Origin of the sequence: Acidaminococcus sp. HCP3S3_G9_1 (assembly GCF_052122455.1) — a bacterium.
Lineage (GTDB): Bacteria > Bacillota > Negativicutes > Acidaminococcales > Acidaminococcaceae > Acidaminococcus.
The window spans coordinates 184,139-198,908 of record NZ_JBQKCH010000001.1; the positions used below are offsets into that span (position 1 = coordinate 184,139).

General features: G+C 57.7%; 13 protein-coding genes, 1 tRNA gene and 2 other annotated features (1 of these 16 only partly in view). Of the genes, 6 read left to right on the plus strand and 8 right to left on the minus strand.

Features of this window, described 5'->3' with window-relative positions; genetic code table 11:
* Positions 1 to 107: a binding site (T-box leader), on the minus strand (it extends 133 nt beyond the left edge of the window).
* A gap of 238 nt (positions 108 to 345) precedes the next feature.
* The 5 genes from ACTQY1_RS00885 to ilvN all read left to right on the plus strand — a co-directional run bounded on the left by ACTQY1_RS00885 (position 346) and on the right by ilvN (position 6,216).
* A complete protein-coding gene (locus ACTQY1_RS00885; RefSeq protein ID WP_022487956.1) occupies positions 346 to 1,851 on the plus strand; it encodes a sensor histidine kinase in 1,506 nt (501 codons plus the stop codon).
* Positions 1,829 to 2,515, plus strand: a complete 687-nt coding sequence (locus ACTQY1_RS00890; RefSeq protein WP_022487955.1) for a response regulator transcription factor — start codon at positions 1,829 to 1,831, stop codon at positions 2,513 to 2,515. Before ACTQY1_RS00885 ends, ACTQY1_RS00890 begins: the two co-directional genes overlap by 23 nt.
* A gap of 131 nt (positions 2,516 to 2,646) precedes the next feature.
* Positions 2,647 to 2,886 (plus strand) — a binding site (T-box leader).
* 82 nt (positions 2,887 to 2,968) lie between these two features.
* The gene (ilvC, locus tag ACTQY1_RS00895) at positions 2,969 to 3,979 is read left to right on the plus strand and encodes a ketol-acid reductoisomerase (protein WP_022487954.1); all 1,011 of its coding nucleotides are present in this window, start codon (positions 2,969 to 2,971) and stop codon (positions 3,977 to 3,979) included.
* Positions 3,980 to 4,018: 39 nt separating this feature from the next.
* Positions 4,019 to 5,716: a biosynthetic-type acetolactate synthase large subunit gene (ilvB, locus tag ACTQY1_RS00900; protein WP_154487501.1), complete on the plus strand. Its 1,698-nt coding sequence runs from the start codon at positions 4,019 to 4,021 to the stop codon at positions 5,714 to 5,716.
* Positions 5,713 to 6,216, plus strand: coding sequence for an acetolactate synthase small subunit (gene ilvN / locus ACTQY1_RS00905; RefSeq protein WP_154487499.1), 504 nt, complete (start codon positions 5,713 to 5,715; stop codon positions 6,214 to 6,216). The genes ilvB and ilvN overlap by 4 nt, the downstream gene beginning before the upstream one ends.
* A 46-nt stretch (positions 6,217 to 6,262) precedes the next feature.
* Here ilvN and ACTQY1_RS00910 read toward each other — a convergent pair whose 3' ends face one another.
* The 6 genes from ACTQY1_RS00910 to ACTQY1_RS00935 form a co-directional block, all read right to left on the minus strand.
* A complete protein-coding gene (locus ACTQY1_RS00910) occupies positions 6,263 to 6,856 on the minus strand; it encodes a DNA-3-methyladenine glycosylase I (RefSeq protein WP_441368819.1) in 594 nt (197 codons plus the stop codon).
* Positions 6,857 to 6,961: 105 nt separating this feature from the next.
* Positions 6,962 to 8,035: a 3-isopropylmalate dehydrogenase gene (gene leuB, locus ACTQY1_RS00915; protein ID WP_441368820.1), complete on the minus strand. Its 1,074-nt coding sequence runs from the start codon at positions 8,033 to 8,035 to the stop codon at positions 6,962 to 6,964.
* Positions 8,035 to 8,517 carry a 3-isopropylmalate dehydratase small subunit gene (locus ACTQY1_RS00920; protein WP_022487949.1) on the minus strand — a complete coding sequence of 161 codons (483 nt, stop codon included), beginning with the start codon at positions 8,515 to 8,517 and terminating at the stop codon, positions 8,035 to 8,037. The genes leuB and ACTQY1_RS00920 overlap by 1 nt, the downstream gene beginning before the upstream one ends.
* On the minus strand, positions 8,514 to 9,779 hold the full coding sequence (leuC, locus tag ACTQY1_RS00925; protein WP_441368821.1) for a 3-isopropylmalate dehydratase large subunit: 1,266 nt from the start codon (positions 9,777 to 9,779) through the stop codon (positions 8,514 to 8,516). Before leuC ends, ACTQY1_RS00920 begins: the two co-directional genes overlap by 4 nt.
* Before the next feature lie 317 nt (positions 9,780 to 10,096).
* The gene (locus ACTQY1_RS00930; protein WP_441368822.1) at positions 10,097 to 11,503 is read right to left on the minus strand and encodes a WG repeat-containing protein; all 1,407 of its coding nucleotides are present in this window, start codon (positions 11,501 to 11,503) and stop codon (positions 10,097 to 10,099) included.
* Between the two features lie 24 nt (positions 11,504 to 11,527).
* Positions 11,528 to 12,454, minus strand: a complete 927-nt coding sequence (locus ACTQY1_RS00935; RefSeq protein ID WP_308664554.1) for a LysR family transcriptional regulator — start codon at positions 12,452 to 12,454, stop codon at positions 11,528 to 11,530.
* 135 nt (positions 12,455 to 12,589) lie between these two features.
* Between ACTQY1_RS00935 and ACTQY1_RS00940 the strand changes: the two genes are divergently transcribed.
* Entirely contained in the window at positions 12,590 to 13,666 is a 1,077-nt protein-coding gene (locus tag ACTQY1_RS00940) for an AbrB family transcriptional regulator (protein WP_302573865.1), read from the plus strand.
* A gap of 295 nt (positions 13,667 to 13,961) precedes the next feature.
* Here the strand turns inward: ACTQY1_RS00940 and ACTQY1_RS00945 are convergent, their stop codons facing one another.
* Both ACTQY1_RS00945 and ACTQY1_RS00950 read right to left on the minus strand, forming a co-directional pair.
* Positions 13,962 to 14,153 carry a hypothetical protein gene (locus tag ACTQY1_RS00945; protein WP_441368823.1) on the minus strand — a complete coding sequence of 64 codons (192 nt, stop codon included), beginning with the start codon at positions 14,151 to 14,153 and terminating at the stop codon, positions 13,962 to 13,964.
* Between the two features lie 402 nt (positions 14,154 to 14,555).
* A tRNA-Ala gene (locus ACTQY1_RS00950) sits at positions 14,556 to 14,631 on the minus strand.
* Positions 14,632 to 14,770 lie beyond the last annotated feature (139 nt).

Sequence of the window (14,770 nt, forward strand, 5' to 3'; positions counted from 1 at the left end):
CTGTCTCCTCCGGGACCAGTTTCCTCCAGGTTCCCCTGATGGCTCGCACCTGCCGCCATCTCTCTGTCAGCTTCCCCCGGACTACTCTTTCCCCTCATGGGATTGGGATTTGAAATTGTGAATTGTCGCTATTTTATCTCCCGTGAGTACGCTTGTCAATGATTTTTTGTATTTTTGTTGCATTCTCCCATTTTTTATTTTTTTATTGTAAAGAAAGAAACAGCCCATAAACTCTTTCGAAACAATCTTTCCTTCCATTCGGAGGCCCCGGGAAAAATGCTATAATATGAAGACAGTCAAAAAGAAAGGAGCCTCCCGCTTTTCCCGGGCGGGACTGTGGAACCTATGCGCTGGAAAGACCTTCCCATCCGGAAACGGCTGCTGGCCGCCAACTATCTGATGATCCTGACCCCTGTACTCTGCTTCATGGTGCTCAGTGTGGGGATTTTCTGGATCTTTGGTATAGAAAACCTGAACCGTGCCAGCGTCCTTTCCTTCATCTGGCCGGAAAGCGGCCCCACTCTGTCCATCCAGTTTGAACTGACCCGGCTCCGGGTCCGGTCAGACCATTACAACCCGGACAAACCCAAACCTCTGCTGCTGGTCAGTGACCATCTGGAAGACCAGGGGCTCCGGGTACTGCTGGAACGGAACGGCCAGCCCTTCTATGTGACGGAAGGGCAGCAGCCGGAGGAAATCCGCACCGCCACTCTCCAGCAGGTACCGGAAGGCCGGGGTGGCATCAGCTGGGGGAAAAAAGGAGTGGCCTTCTACTACCGTTCCCTCCAGACCGGCGTGGAAACCTATGTGGTGGGGGCTGACCCGCTGGTGGAAACCGACGACCGGTTCGCCATGCACTCCAAGGAACTTTTCAAGGGCAGCTTCGTAGGAGCCTTCCTGCTGGTGATGCTGACCGCTGCCCTGGCAGGCCTGGCTCTCAGCCGGCTTATGGCCGTCCAGCTGCTGAAGCCTTTGAACAAACTCCGCCGGGTGGCCGCCCAGGTGAGCCGGGGAGACCTGGATACCCCGGTGAAAGCCGACAGCCGGGATGAAATCGGAGACACCCTCCGGGCCTTTGAGACCACCCGGCTGGAACTGCGCCATGCCCGGGAAAAACGGGAGCAGTATGACCGGAGCCGGAAGGAAATGCTGGCAGGGATCGCCCACGACCTGGCCACCCCTCTCACCAAAATCCAGGGCTATGCCTCCGGGCTCCAGGACGGGATCGCGGACACCCCGGAAAAACAGCAGCGGTACCTCCAGAAAATCCTGGAAACCACCGAAAGCATGGCCAAACTGAACCAGACCCTGTTCCTGTTTTCCAAACTGGATCTGGACCAGGTTCCCTTCCATTGGGAAACGGTGGATCTTTGCGCCTGTCTGAAGGACTATGTGGAGGAACAAAAGGATCACTGGGAACAGAACGGCCTCCAGGTGACTCTGGAAAGCACCCTGGACCGGGCCCCTGTGAAAATGGACCGGGACCAGTTTGCCCGGGTGCTGGACAACCTGCTGAGCAACAGCTGGAAATACAAAACGGAAAAAACCGGCACCGCCCAATTCCACCTGTTCTCTGACGGAAAGAACCGGGTACGGCTGGAACTGGCGGACAACGGATCCGGGGTGGCACCAGACCAGCTGGACCGGATCTTTGAAAGCTTCTACCGGACGGACCGGGCCCGGAGCCATGTGTCCGCCGGCAGCGGCCTGGGCCTGGCGGTGGTCCGGAAAATCGTGGAAACCATGAAGGGAAAGATCTGGGCGGAGGCCAATCAGCCCAGGGGCCTGAAAATATGCATGGAATTTTCTTTGGAGGAGAATGGGAACAATGGAAAAGATCCTGATTGTTGAAGATGACAGGGATATAGCGGAACTGGAACGGGATTATCTGGAAGCCAACGGCTATCAGGTGGAAATCGCCCCGGACGGCCCCTCCGGGGAAAAGAAAGCCCTGGAACCAGAGGTGGATCTGGTGCTGCTGGACATTATGCTGCCGGGGCTGGATGGGTTCCAGGTGTGCCGGCAGATCCGGGAAAAGCGGAACATCCCCATCCTTATGGTGTCCGCCCGGCAGGAAGATGTGGACAAGATCCGGGGCCTGGGCCTGGGCGCCGATGACTATATCGTGAAGCCCTTCAGCCCGGGAGAACTGGTGGCCCGGGTAAAGTCCCATCTCCAGCGGTACCGGCAGCTCACCGGCCAGAAAGCCGCCAGCCCGGTGCTCCAGCGGGGAGGCCTGACCATCGACCGGGAAGGCCACCGGGTCTATGTGGACGGGAAAGAAGTGATCATGCCCAACAAGGAATTCGCCCTGCTGCTGTTCCTGGCGGAACATCCGGGGATCGTGTTCAGCAAAGAGACCCTGTTCGAGCGGATCTGGGGAGAAGATTCCCTGGGGGACACGGCCACGGTTTCCGTCCACGTGAACCGGATTCGGGAAAAAATCGAAACCTCCACCACCAAACCGGAGTACATCGAAACCGTATGGGGCGTGGGCTACCGGTTCCGGAAATAGAAAAACGGCTATTACATTCTTTACACTTTTTATTTTCGTTTTGTGCTTTTGAAACTTTTTTAAAAATCATGTTGACAACTGTTCTTGTGCAATGTATACTGACACCATCCTTTTCAAACCAAGTGAACAAGGCAAATCCCATGAAGGGAACGAGTACTTTGCCTCCCGTTTCTCCCAGAGAGCTGACAGATGGTGAGAGCCAGCAGAAACCGGCAAAGGAAAATCCTCCCCCAGGAGCCTGCTGAAAGACAGTAAGCACGGACGGCTTTCCCCCGTTAACCGGAACGCGTATGATTGTACGTTGCAGAGCGCTCCAGGCCAGCAATGGCCGGAGAACCAGGGTGGTATCGCGGAAACTTTCCGTCCCTATTTTCATAGGGACGGATTTTTTTATACGAAAGACCCCTGCAGTGTATCCCCATTTTATTTCTATTTTCAAAGGAGATGTTTCCCATGGCAAAAGTATTTTATGACAAGGACGTTAACTGGAGCGTACTGAAGGACAAGACGGTGGCCGTCATCGGCTACGGCAGCCAGGGCCATGCCCATGCCCTGAACCTGAAGGAAAGCGGCGTCAACGTGGTGGTGGGCCTGTACAAAGGCAGCAAATCCGCCGATGTGGCCCGGGCTGCCGGCCTGGAAGTGAAGACCGTAGCCGAAGCGGTAGCCGCTGCTGACGTAACCATGGTCCTGATCCCTGATGAAAAGCAGGCCGATGTGTACAAAGCCGAAATCGCTCCCAACCTGAAAAGCGGCAGCGCCCTGGCTTTTGCCCATGGGTTCAACGTCCATTTCAAGCAGATCGTCCCTCCCGCTGATGTGGACGTGTTCATGGTGGCTCCCAAAGGTCCGGGCCATCTGGTCCGCCGGACTTTTGTAGAAGGGGGCGGCGTCCCTGATGTATTCGCAGTGGAACAGGATGCCACGGGCAAATGCTTCGACCTGGCCCTGGCCTATGCCAGAGGCATCGGCGGCACCCGTGCCGGGGTCATCCAGACCACCTTCCAAGAAGAAACGGAAACTGACCTGTTCGGGGAACAGGCTGTCCTGTGCGGCGGCATCTGCCAGCTGATCACCAACGGATTCGAAACCCTGTGCGAAGCCGGCTATCAGCCTGAAATCGCCTACTTTGAAACCTTCCATGAAATGAAACTGATCGTGGACCTGATGTACGAAGGCGGCATGGCCAAAATGCGGAAATCCATTTCCGACACCGCCGAATATGGGGACTATACCGCCGGCCCGAAAGTGGTGACCCAGGATTCCAAAGCTGCCATGAAACAGGTTCTGAAGGATATCCAAGACGGCACCTTCGCCAAAGACTGGCTGCTGGAAAACCGTGCCGGCGGCCGGGCTCACTTCCTGGCCATGCGCCGTCAGCATGCGGAACATCCCATCGAAAAAGTCGGGGAAAAACTGCGCAGCATGATGCCCTGGCTCCATGAAAACGACAAAAACGAGTAATCCACAACCATTCCAGCTTTAAAGGAGGCAGGGGAAACCATGAAAATCACCGGTGCAGAAGCCGTCATCGAAAGTTTGCGAAAAGAACAGGTCCAGGTTGTCTTCGGCTATCCTGGAGGGGCCGTACTGAGCCTGTATGATGCTCTGTACCGGATGAAATTCCCCCATATCCTCACCGGCCATGAACAGGGGGCCGTCCATGCAGCGGACGGCTATGCCCGGGCCACCGGGAAAGTGGGTGTCTGCTTTGCCACCAGCGGTCCCGGAGTCTGCAACATGGTCACCGGCATTGCCACCGCCAATATGGATTCCATCCCTCTGGTGGTGATCAGCGGCCAGGTGGCCACCCATCTCATCGGCCGGGATTCCTTCCAGGAAGCGGACATCTCCGGCATCACCACCCCCATCACCAAGCACAACTACCTGGTGAAAAAGGTTCAGGACCTGCCCCGGGTGCTGAAGGAAGCCTTCTACATCGCCCGGAGCGGCCGGCCGGGACCGGTGCTGGTGGACGTGGCCAAGGATGTGTTCGACACGGCCTTTGACTACGAATATCCGGAAACCGTCTCCCTCCGGGGGTATCAGCCCCTCCAGGAAGGCCGGGAAGAAGAAGTGGACCGGGCCCTGGAGGCTCTCCGTAAGGCTCACCGTCCCCTTTTGATGGTGGGCGGCGGAGTGGTCCTGTCCGACACTGCGGACACCCTCCGGCAGATCGTCCAAGCCGCCCAGCTGCCGGTGGTATACACCCTTATGGGCAAAGGAGCCATCCCCGATGCCTGGGAGGAAAACCTGGGCATGGCCGGTATGCACGGCACCTGGACCGCCAACATGGCCATCACCCAGTGTGACCTGCTGCTCACAGTGGGAGCCCGGTTCGACGACCGGGTCACCGGCTCTGTGGCCAACTTCGCTCCCAAAGCCCGGATCGTCCATTTCGACATCGATCAGGTGGAGATCAACAAGATCGTCCACGCGGATCTCAGTGTGAACGGGGATCTCCGCTGGTCCCTGCCCGCCTTCTGGAAGAAATTGGAAGCCGCCCCCATTCCGGCGGTCCAGACCGTCACCTGGCGCCAGGAGCTCCAGGAAATGAAGGCCGGCCATCCTTCCGGTACCCGTCCTTCCTCTGACAGAGGGCTTTCTCCCCAGGTAGTGCTGGAACAGCTGGCCCAAAAGGCCGGTCCCGATTCCATTGCCGCCACCGATGTGGGCCAGCACCAGATGTGGGCCGCCCAGTTCTACCCGGTTTCCCAGCCCCATCACTTCATCACTTCCGGAGGCCTGGGGACCATGGGCTACGGTCTGCCCGCCGCCCTGGGAGCCAAGCTGGGGGCTCCGGACAACCCGGTGGTGCTCATTACCGGAGACGGGAGCATCCTGATGAACTGTCAGGAATTCGCCACCCTCCACAAATACGGCATTGCCGTAAAGACCGTCGTCCTGCGGAACAACACCCTGGGCATGGTCCATCAGTGGCAGGGCATGTTCTACCAGGGCCATTTTGCCGAATCCGACCTGACGGCCAATCCGTCCATTGCAGGGATTGCCCAGTCCATGGGCGTACCGGCCTGGACAGTGGAAACGGAAGACCAGCTGCCGGAAGCCCTGGACAGACTTTTTGCCCAGGACGGCCCGGCCCTTCTGGAAGTGACCATCCCGCCGGACGAAAATGTCTACCCCATGGTCCCTGGTGGGAAGAAACTGGATGAAATGGTAACAGGAGGCGAACAATCATGATTCGACAGCATCTGGCCATCCTGGCCGACAACAAGCCCGGGGTCCTGACCCATGTAGCCGGACTGATCAGCCGCCGGGCCATCAATATCGAGTTCATCAACGCCGGCTATACGGAAGAACGGGACGTGACCCGGATCAACATCGTGGTGTCCGTGGAGGACCGGTACGAGCTGGACCAGGCCATCAAACAGCTGGCCAAGCTTATCGATGTGATCAAGGTGGTGAACCTGGACGACGCTCCCTTTGTGAGCTACGAACTGGCCATGATCAAAGTCAGCGCCCCCACCCCCCAGGCGCGGGAAGAGCTGACCAACCTGGCGGACCTGTTCCATGCCAAAGTGGTGGACGTGCAGAAAAAGTCCCTGGTGCTCCGGCTCACCGGCCGGGAAGACCACATCGACGCCCTGCTGGAAGTCCTGGAAGACTACCAGATCATCGAAATCGCCCGGACCGGGCAGATTTCCCTGGGACGGGGGCTGGTGCCGGTGAAGAAGATGTAAAGAAAAAGGAGTTCCGCGTTTTGCGGAACTCCTTTTTTGTCAGCGGTCAGCGGTCAGCGGCCGTTGACGCGGCCGGTTCTTCCGGCTGCTCTAAAAAGCACCCCTTCTCATGGCTCCAGATGACTCCTACGGCCTGGAGGAGGGAGTAGACCACCGTGGTGCCCACGAATTTCATACCCCGCTTCTTCAGGTCTTTGGACAGGGCATCGGACAGAGGGGAATGGGCAAGGCCCGTTTCCCGGATGGTCTTTCCTTCCGTCCAGTGCCACAGGTACCGGTCGAAGGTCCCCCATTCCTTTTGGATGGTCAGGAACACCTGAGCATTGGTCACGGCGGCCCGGATCTTCAGCCGGTTCCGGATAATGGCGGGATTTTGCCGGAGAGCTTCTGTTTTTGCTTCCGTATAACGGGCAATGATTTCCGGGTCGAAGCCGTCAAAGGCCTGCCGGAACCCTTCCCGCTTGTTCAGTACGCACTCCCAGGAAAGGCCGGCCTGAAAGGTTTCCAAAAGCAGCATCTCAAACAGTTTCCGGTCTTCATGGACCGGCCGGCCCCATTCCTCATCATGGTACCGGATATACAAGGGATTGTTGGGATTGGCCCAGAAATACCGTATTTTCCCGTCCGCCCATTGGGTCATAATTTTCATCTCCTTCATCAAAAAAAGCTGCCTTTCCAGGCAGCTTTTTTCCTTCGGCCGCTGACCATTGACAGCTGACGGTCTGTTGCCCAGGCAGCAGACCCCTTATTTTCTCACCGCTTCCGCCACCAGTTGGCCCATTTTCTTCGTGCCTACGGTGGTGAGTCCTTCTCCGGCCAGGTCCGGAGTCCGGTAGCCGGCTTTCATCACCTCGTCCACGGCCTTTTCGATGGCCCGGGCGGCTTCTTCCTGATGGAGGGAATAGCGCAGCAGCATGGCGGCAGACAGGATGGTCCCCAGGGGATTGGCAATGTCCTTTCCGGCAATGTCCGGGGCGCTGCCGTGGATGGGTTCATAGAGCCCGGTGCCGTCCCCCAGGCTGGCAGAAGGCAGGAGCCCGATGCTGCCGGCAATGGTGGAGGCTTCGTCGCTGAGGATATCCCCGAAAATGTTGTTGGTAAGGATCACGTCGAACTGTTTCGGGTTCAGCACCAGCTGCATGGCGCAGTTGTCCACATAAAAATGGTTCAGTTCCACATCAGGATACTTGACCTCATGGATTTCTTCCACGATTTTACGCCACATCCGGGAGGCCCCCAGCACATTGGCCTTGTCCACGCTGGTCACCTTGCCCCGGCGCAGCCGGGCTGCCTCGAAGGCTTTCACGGCGATCCGTTCCACTTCCGGACGGGTGTATTTTTCCACGTCAGAGGCGGTTTCCACCCCGTCCACCAGGGCAGCTTCCCGGTGTTCCCCGAAATAGATGCCCCCGGTGAGCTCCCGGACGATAACCAGATCGGCCCCTTCCGCCCGGTCCGTCTTCAGGGGAGACAGATGGGCCATGTAGGGCCGCACCTGGACCGGACGCAGGTTGCAGTAGAGTCCCAGGGCCTTCCGGATGCCCAAAAGACCCTTCTCCGGCCGTTTGGTCACGTCTTCGATATGATCCCATTTGGGACCCCCTACGGCCCCCAGCAGGACCCCGTCAGCAGCCTTGGCGCTGGCGATGGTTTCTTCCGGCAGAGGGGTGCCGAACTTGTCATAGGCACAGCCCCCCATGAGTTTATGGTCATAGGAAATGTCCAGGCCGAACACTTCCGCCGTTTTCTTCAGGACTTCCAGAGCCGCATCGGTGATTTCAGGGCCGATGCCGTCCCCGGCCAATACAGTGACTTTCATCAGGCATGGACTCCTTTCACATAATTGATGAGACCGCCGGCTTCGGCGATTTTCCGGACAAAGGCCGGCAGGGGATGGGTCTTGATGGTCAGGTTCTTGTTCACCACATGGATTTCTCCCTTGTCAAAATCCACTTCCACCTGGTCTCCGGCCTGGATCTTTTTGGCTTCTTCCCCGATTTCCAGCACCGGCAGGCCGATGTTGATGGCATTCCGGTAGAAGATCCGGGCAAAGCTTTCCGCAATGATGCAGGCGACCCCTTTCTGCTGGATCACAATGGGGGCGTGTTCCCGGGAAGACCCGCAGCCGAAGTTCCGGCCGGCCACCATAATGTCCCCGGGTTTTACATTGGGGGCAAAGGTGGTGTCGATGTCTTCCATGGCATGTTCACTCAGTTCCTTGAAATCGGAGATGTTCAGGTAGCGGGCGGGGATGATTACATCCGTGTCCACATGGTCTCCGTAACGCCATACTTTACTCATTTCAGTACCTCCCTGGGATCAGTGATGTGACCGGTAACGGCGCTGGCAGCAGCCGTCAGCGGGCTGGCCAGGTAGACTTCGCTGTCCACATGGCCCATGCGGCCCCGGAAATTCCGGTTGGTGGTGGAAACGCACCGTTCCCCGGCAGCCAGGATGCCCATGTAGCCTCCCAGACAGGGTCCGCAGGTAGGCGTGGAAACCGCTGCACCGGCTTCGATGAAGATATCCAGCAGTCCGTTGTCCATGGCCCGTTTGTAGATTTCCTGGGTAGCCGGGATGATGATGCACCGGACTCGGGGATCCACTTTCCGTCCCTTCAGGATCCGGGCGGCGGATACCAGATCCTCATACCGTCCATTGGTGCAGGATCCAATCACCACCTGGTCGATGGCAATGTCTTTGCCCTCTGCTGCGGGATGGGTGTTTTCCGGCAGATGGGGATAGGCCACCACCGGCACCAGCTTGTTCAGTTCGATGGTGATGGTCCGGTCGTAGACCGCATCCTCATCGGCTTCCACCGGTTCCCATTCCCGGGTGACTCCCCGTTCCTTCAGGTATGCCCGGGTCTTGTCATCCACCGGGAAGATGCCGTTTTTGGCACCGGCTTCAATGGCCATGTTGCAGATGGTGAACCGGTCCGCCATGGCCAGTTCCCCTACTCCTTCTCCGAAGAATTCCAGGGACTGGTACAGGGCACCGTCCACCCCGATCATCCCGATCAGGGTCAGGATCACGTCCTTGCCGGAAATGTAGTCCGGCTTTTTGCCGGCGAGCACCACTTTGATGGCCTTGGGAACCTTGAACCAGGTCTGGCCGCTGGCCATGGCTGCCCCCAGGTCCGTCTGGCCTACCCCGGTGGAGAAGGCGTTGACAGCCCCGTAGGTGCAGGTGTGGGAATCAGCCCCGATCACCAGTTCCCCAGGAGCCACCAGCCCGCTGTCCGGCACCAGGGCGTGTTCGATGCCCATCCGGCCCACTTCGAAATAATTGGTGATGTTATGCTTCCGGGCAAAATCCCGCATATGCTTGCACAAAGTGGCGGATTTGATGTCCTTGGGAGGAGAGAAATGGTCCGGCACCAATGCGATCTTGTCCTTGTTGAATACCGGACGGCCGATCTTGTCGAATTCGTCAATGGCCGGAGGCCCGGTAATGTCGTTGGCCAGGGTCAGGTCAACCTGGGAAACCAGCAGTTCCCCTTCTTCCACCTCCGGACGGCCGGCATGCCGGGCCAGGATTTTCTGTGTCCTTGTCATTCCCATACGTATTCCCCTCTCTTGCACAAAAAGCCCCTACCTGCTGCAAAGCAGATAGGGGCGAATGGACGCGGTACCACCCTATGTTGGGTCTCATTCAGTTTAACGCACTGTGGACGGCAGGGACTACTGGTCTTTCCCCCCTGCGGCTCCCGGGTGAGAGGAATCCTCGAAGCTTACCGGCTCACACCCGCCGCCGGCTCTCTGGAAGTTTCTGCGATTCCGCTCCCGTTCATTACCTGTGTTTGTTTGAAATGGTATGGTTTACATTATGCCACTGTACTTCGTTTCTGTCAATAGCTTTTTGTAGCCGATTTGAAAAATCAGTCGAAAATTCCAGCCTTGTCATATTGCGGAGAGATTACGACCTTTGCATTTTCATCCACATAGCCCCATTTCTTCTTTTGGGTGTCCTTGTAGGCCGCCCGGTCCGCTGTCAGAGGCCCCAGTTCCCGGAGCTCGGACCGGAAAGGGGCCACCGGATTCCCGGTTTTGTCGATGATCCCGCCTTTTTCCTTTTCCACTGCTGTGGTCCGGTCCTGGAAGAAGTTCTGGACACTGTCGAACCGGTTGGGGACCACCACTTTGTTGGTCTCGTCGATGAACCCCCATTTTTTGTCCGACTGGAAGGCGGCCAGTCCCTCACTGAAGGGCAGCAGGGCATCGTAGGCTGCCGGGATCACCACCTGGCCTTTGGCATCCACCATACCCCAGTGGCCCTCGTCCCGGATGAGGGCCAGTTTCCCGTAGAAGGGGGACACAAAACTGTAGGTGGGGGAAATCACTTCCTGGCCTTGTTTGTTCACATAGCCCCGGTACATACTGGAGGGCATCACGGCTCCCGGAGAGATACCGATGCTGCCGCCCCAGCCGTGATGATGGTGATGATGGTGGTAGCCGTAATCTCCCCAATAGGGGCCCCAGCCCGGGCCCACGCCCCAGTAGGGACCGCCCCAGCCCCAGCCGTCTCCCCAGCCCCAGCCGATGGAGATGTAATCCAGGAAGCTGTGGCTGGCCCGGCGGACACCCACTTCCGCCAATCCATTGTCCTGGAAGTCCCCTACGAAGGAATAAGGCTTCAGTTTGGCGTATTTCTTTCCCTGGGTATCCATGAGCCAGCCTCCGTCCACCACGGCCACCCCCTGGTGAAAGTCCCCGGCCTTTTTCACGCTCATGCTGGGCAGCAGGCTCCCGTCCTTCCGGATATAGAACCACTGGCTGTCTTTTTTCACCGCGGCCAGCCCTTCGCTGAAGCTGCGGACTTCCTTGTACTGGGCGGGGATCACCAGTTTCCCGGTTTTGTCCGCAAAGCCCCATTTGCCCTGGGTTTTCACCGGGGCCAGCCCTTCCTGGAAGGCCCGGGCCTCTTCCCATTCCCCGGGAAGCCTGGCTCCCTGGAGGGTGTAGAAATTCCACTTCTTTTCCGTCACGCCGCCGATGATCCCTTCATTGATATCGGTGATCTTCTTCAGGGTGGGGGCCAGCAGCTGCTTTCCCTCCCGGTCATAAAGGCCGTATTTTCCCTTCAGCTGGACCAGGATCGCCGGATCCTCTTTCGGATCCCCCACTGCGATTTTTTTATAGACCAGGGGCAGGATTTCCTTCCCTGTCCGGTCGATCACGCCCTGCTTTCCGTCTTTCTCCACCACGGCCACATGGTCGGCGGCAAAAGCCGTCTGCCCCAAAGCCAGAGAAAGTCCAACCAGCAGAGCCATCTGTTTTCTGTTCATAGAAAACACCTCCGTTCGCTTGCCTTATTGTACCATAGAACGGGATTCTGTTACACTGGTCCGGATCAGGCCGCAGAGGGCTTCCATGGCCCGGGTCATGTAGGCCCCCTTCCGCCGGGCCAGGTACAGTGTCCGGTCCAGAGGATGGTCTTTCACCTGGAAAAACACCGACTGATCCGTCCGGGCCAGGGTGGGAAAAGCCAGCCGGGGGATCAGGGCAAACCCGTGGTTGGCCAGGGCCAGCCGATGGGCCAGTTCCACGCTGTCCGTTTCCAGGATGATCCGGGGCTGGATCTTCCCCTCCCGGAAGAACTGATCCGCCTTGTACCGGAGCCCCCGCCCCGGTTTCAGCAGGATAAAGGGCTGGTTCCGAAGCCGCCCCACATCCTCCAGCACATGGCCGGTACCCGGGGTCCAGGAAAACTGCCGGCTGAAGCCGGGAGGAGCCTCCAGATACACCGTATCCGTCAGCAGCCGGGTGTATTCCAACTCCGGGTCGTCAGGGAAATAGGTCAGGGCCAGGTCCAGTTTTCCCTGCCGGAGGAGGGGATTCAGCTGCCGGATCAGGGTTTCCGTCAATCGGAGTTCCACCTGGGGATACAGGGTGCGGAACTGCTCCAGGATCACCGGCAGCAGGGTCTCACTGGAGATCCGGGACAGCCCCAGACGGATCTGGCCGCTTTGGGAATCCCGCAGGTCATGGATCTCCCGGAGACCGTTCTGGTAGTTTTCCAGCATGGCCTGGGCCATCCGGGCATAGATTTCACCCGCCTGGGTCAGGTAGACTCCGCTGGCTTCCCGGACCAGGAGAGGCATCCCTGCTTCTTTTTCCACCGTTTTCACGATCCGGCTGAGGGCAGGCTGGGACAGGCCCAGCTGGGCGGCGGCAGCGGTAATGTTGCCGTTTTCGCAGACTTTCAGGAAATCCCGCAGGTATTTTTCATGGAACATGGCAGTCCCTCCTTTTGTTATATCATTTTTGCTATATCCCTATTATACTATTAAGATTTTACAGTATAGAGCCCATTGTCTATAATAAAAGTATCCTGCCGGACAGGCGCTCCGGCTTCCAAAGGAGATCTTTCCATGAAACAACGTTTTCCCGCCTTACTGGCATCCGCCCTGCTGGGCTTCCTGCTCCGGCAGCTGGCCATCCCCATTCCCTATTTGCTGGGAGGCATCATCACCGGTTTTGTTGTACGCACTTTTCTGGATAATTCCTTCCAATGGCCCCGGGCCTGGCGGGGGCTGATGCTGGGGGTAGCCGGCTACGGCATCGGCAGCAACTGCACCCCGGACACCTTCCTTAAAATGAGCCAGGAAACCCTGGGGATCCTGGGTGCCAGCCTGTTCACCCTGGGCGTTTCCGTGGCCGTGGCCATCCACATGCACCGGCACACCTTCGCCAACCTGCTCAGTTCCATTATGGGCTGCCTGCCGGGAGGACTGACAGCCATGACCGTGCTCATGGACGATTATGAGGAAGCAGACGAAAACGTGGTGGTAGTCTCCCAGTGCCTGCGGCTGTTCGTGGTGGAAGTCAGCGTGCCCTTCCTGGCCATCAACCTGTTCGGAGGCCAGATCACCCGGGCCGCCGGCGCCAGTCTGTGGGTCACCACCCTGGGTGATTTCCGGAGCCTGTTCCATCCGGGCTGGCTGCTGGTGTTCCCCCTGGTGTTCCTGGGCCGGTTCCTGGCCCAAAAGACCCATATGCCCACAGGGCAGCTGCTGGGACCCATTCTGATCACTTCCCTCTTTGCTCTGTGGCAGGGCAGTGTGCCCCGGGTCCCGGCTCCCGCCATGGCTTTTGCCCAGCTCCACATCGGCCTGTACATCGGCACCATGATGGACCGGGAAAAACTGCTGAAGACCCGGGAACTGATTCCCAACGTACTCCTGGGTTCCCTTTTGATGGTGGCTTCCAGCGTCGCCCTGTCCCTGTTCATGTCCCGGCTCTACGGTTTTTCCACCCTTACCGCCTTTCTGGCCCTGGCCCCCGGAGGCATTGCGGAAATGTGCCTTACCGGCCTGGAAATGCACCAGGATGTAGCTGTGATCCTTACCTACCAGCTGGTCCGGGTGCTCATGCTGGCCATGGGAGTGCCCTTTGTGATCCGGAGGTTCTTCAAGCCGGACAGCGGAAAAAAAGGGGCTGCTGCATAAGCAGCAGCCCCTTTTTGAGGTCACGGGCCGCGAGTCGTGAGTCGCGGCCCACTGGATAGAACCTGTCCTTCGGCCAGGTTCTTCTTATTGTGTATAATCGTAGGGGGCGCAGGCCCGGTGCCCCGCAAAATGCGCAGATAATCGATGATTTGGCGGGCAGCCCGGCGTGCAGCCCCTACGGTACCGATTTACACATCCAAAAATTTGCCTGCAAATTTTATCATTCGGCCATTGACGATTGACCATTGACGGGGATATTGCATACATATTTTTCACGTGCAATATTCCCCCTTTTTCACTGCCAGTTGATCAACAGCGCTATGGCCACGGTCACCATCTGGGTGGCCAGGAGCATCAGGAACAGGGGCACGAACCACTTCCACCACTTCTGGACCTTCACCCCGGCGATGCCGGCACACACCGGGGCCATGGCCGTAGGCCACAGGATGTTGGACAGCCCGTCCCCGTACTGGAAGCAGAGCTCCACTCTCTGCCCGGGAGAACCAGAAGGCGCTGTCGGAAGAACGGGATCCTGCCCTGCAGGATGTCCCCTTCCGGCAGCGCCTTTTTGCGTATCCCGGGGCCTGCCCAGGAAAGAAGGTATGGAGATGATAACCATCAACTTGAAACATTTTTAGAATGATATTTTTACTTTATTTTACATTTTTAAGAACGCTTTTATAACTATTTAAATCATTTTTTAGAACGACACTTGGAAGAGCATCCCCCCAAGAGAATTTTTATACCGCCTTCGATGAAGTAAAACGGAATAAAAAAGGGCTGTTGCATGAGCAACAGCCCTTCAACGTTCAGCTGTCAACGTTCAACGGCCCCAGATACAAAAAATACCCTTGCGGTATCACAACCGCAAGGGTACTGACTTTTCATTTGGTGGAGACAAGGAGGATCGAACTCCTGACCTCTTGCATGCCATGCAAGCGCTCTCCCAGCTGAGCTATGCCCCCAAACGACTTCTTAAGTATACCCCCAAAAGGGGTTCCTGTCAACAACTTTTTTCATGGTTTTGAAAAAAAACCGTTCAAAGCCTGTGCCAGCAGGCTTCCCTCGGCCATTGACAATTGACCATTGGCGGAAAGCGCAGCT

Excerpts from the sequence above, each read along its gene's own strand:
- ilvC (WP_022487954.1), top strand. The coding sequence starts at position 2,969 with ATGGCAAAAGTATTTTATGACAAGGACGTTAACTGGAGCGTACTGAAG.
- ilvN (WP_154487499.1), top strand. The coding sequence starts at position 5,713 with ATGATTCGACAGCATCTGGCCATCCTGGCCGACAACAAGCCCGGGGTC.
- ACTQY1_RS00920 (WP_022487949.1), bottom strand. The coding sequence starts at position 8,517 with ATGAGTAAAGTATGGCGTTACGGAGACCATGTGGACACGGATGTAATC.
- ilvB (WP_154487501.1), top strand. The coding sequence starts at position 4,019 with ATGAAAATCACCGGTGCAGAAGCCGTCATCGAAAGTTTGCGAAAAGAA.
- leuB (WP_441368820.1), bottom strand. The coding sequence starts at position 8,035 with ATGAAAGTCACTGTATTGGCCGGGGACGGCATCGGCCCTGAAATCACC.
- ACTQY1_RS00935 (WP_308664554.1), bottom strand. The coding sequence starts at position 12,454 with ATGTTCCATGAAAAATACCTGCGGGATTTCCTGAAAGTCTGCGAAAAC.
- ACTQY1_RS00940 (WP_302573865.1), top strand. The coding sequence starts at position 12,590 with ATGAAACAACGTTTTCCCGCCTTACTGGCATCCGCCCTGCTGGGCTTC.
- ACTQY1_RS00885 (WP_022487956.1), top strand. The coding sequence starts at position 346 with ATGCGCTGGAAAGACCTTCCCATCCGGAAACGGCTGCTGGCCGCCAAC.
- ACTQY1_RS00890 (WP_022487955.1), top strand. The coding sequence starts at position 1,829 with ATGGAAAAGATCCTGATTGTTGAAGATGACAGGGATATAGCGGAACTG.
- ACTQY1_RS00930 (WP_441368822.1), bottom strand. The coding sequence starts at position 11,503 with ATGAACAGAAAACAGATGGCTCTGCTGGTTGGACTTTCTCTGGCTTTG.
- ACTQY1_RS00910 (WP_441368819.1), bottom strand. The coding sequence starts at position 6,856 with ATGACCCAATGGGCGGACGGGAAAATACGGTATTTCTGGGCCAATCCC.
- leuC (WP_441368821.1), bottom strand. The coding sequence starts at position 9,779 with ATGGGAATGACAAGGACACAGAAAATCCTGGCCCGGCATGCCGGCCGT.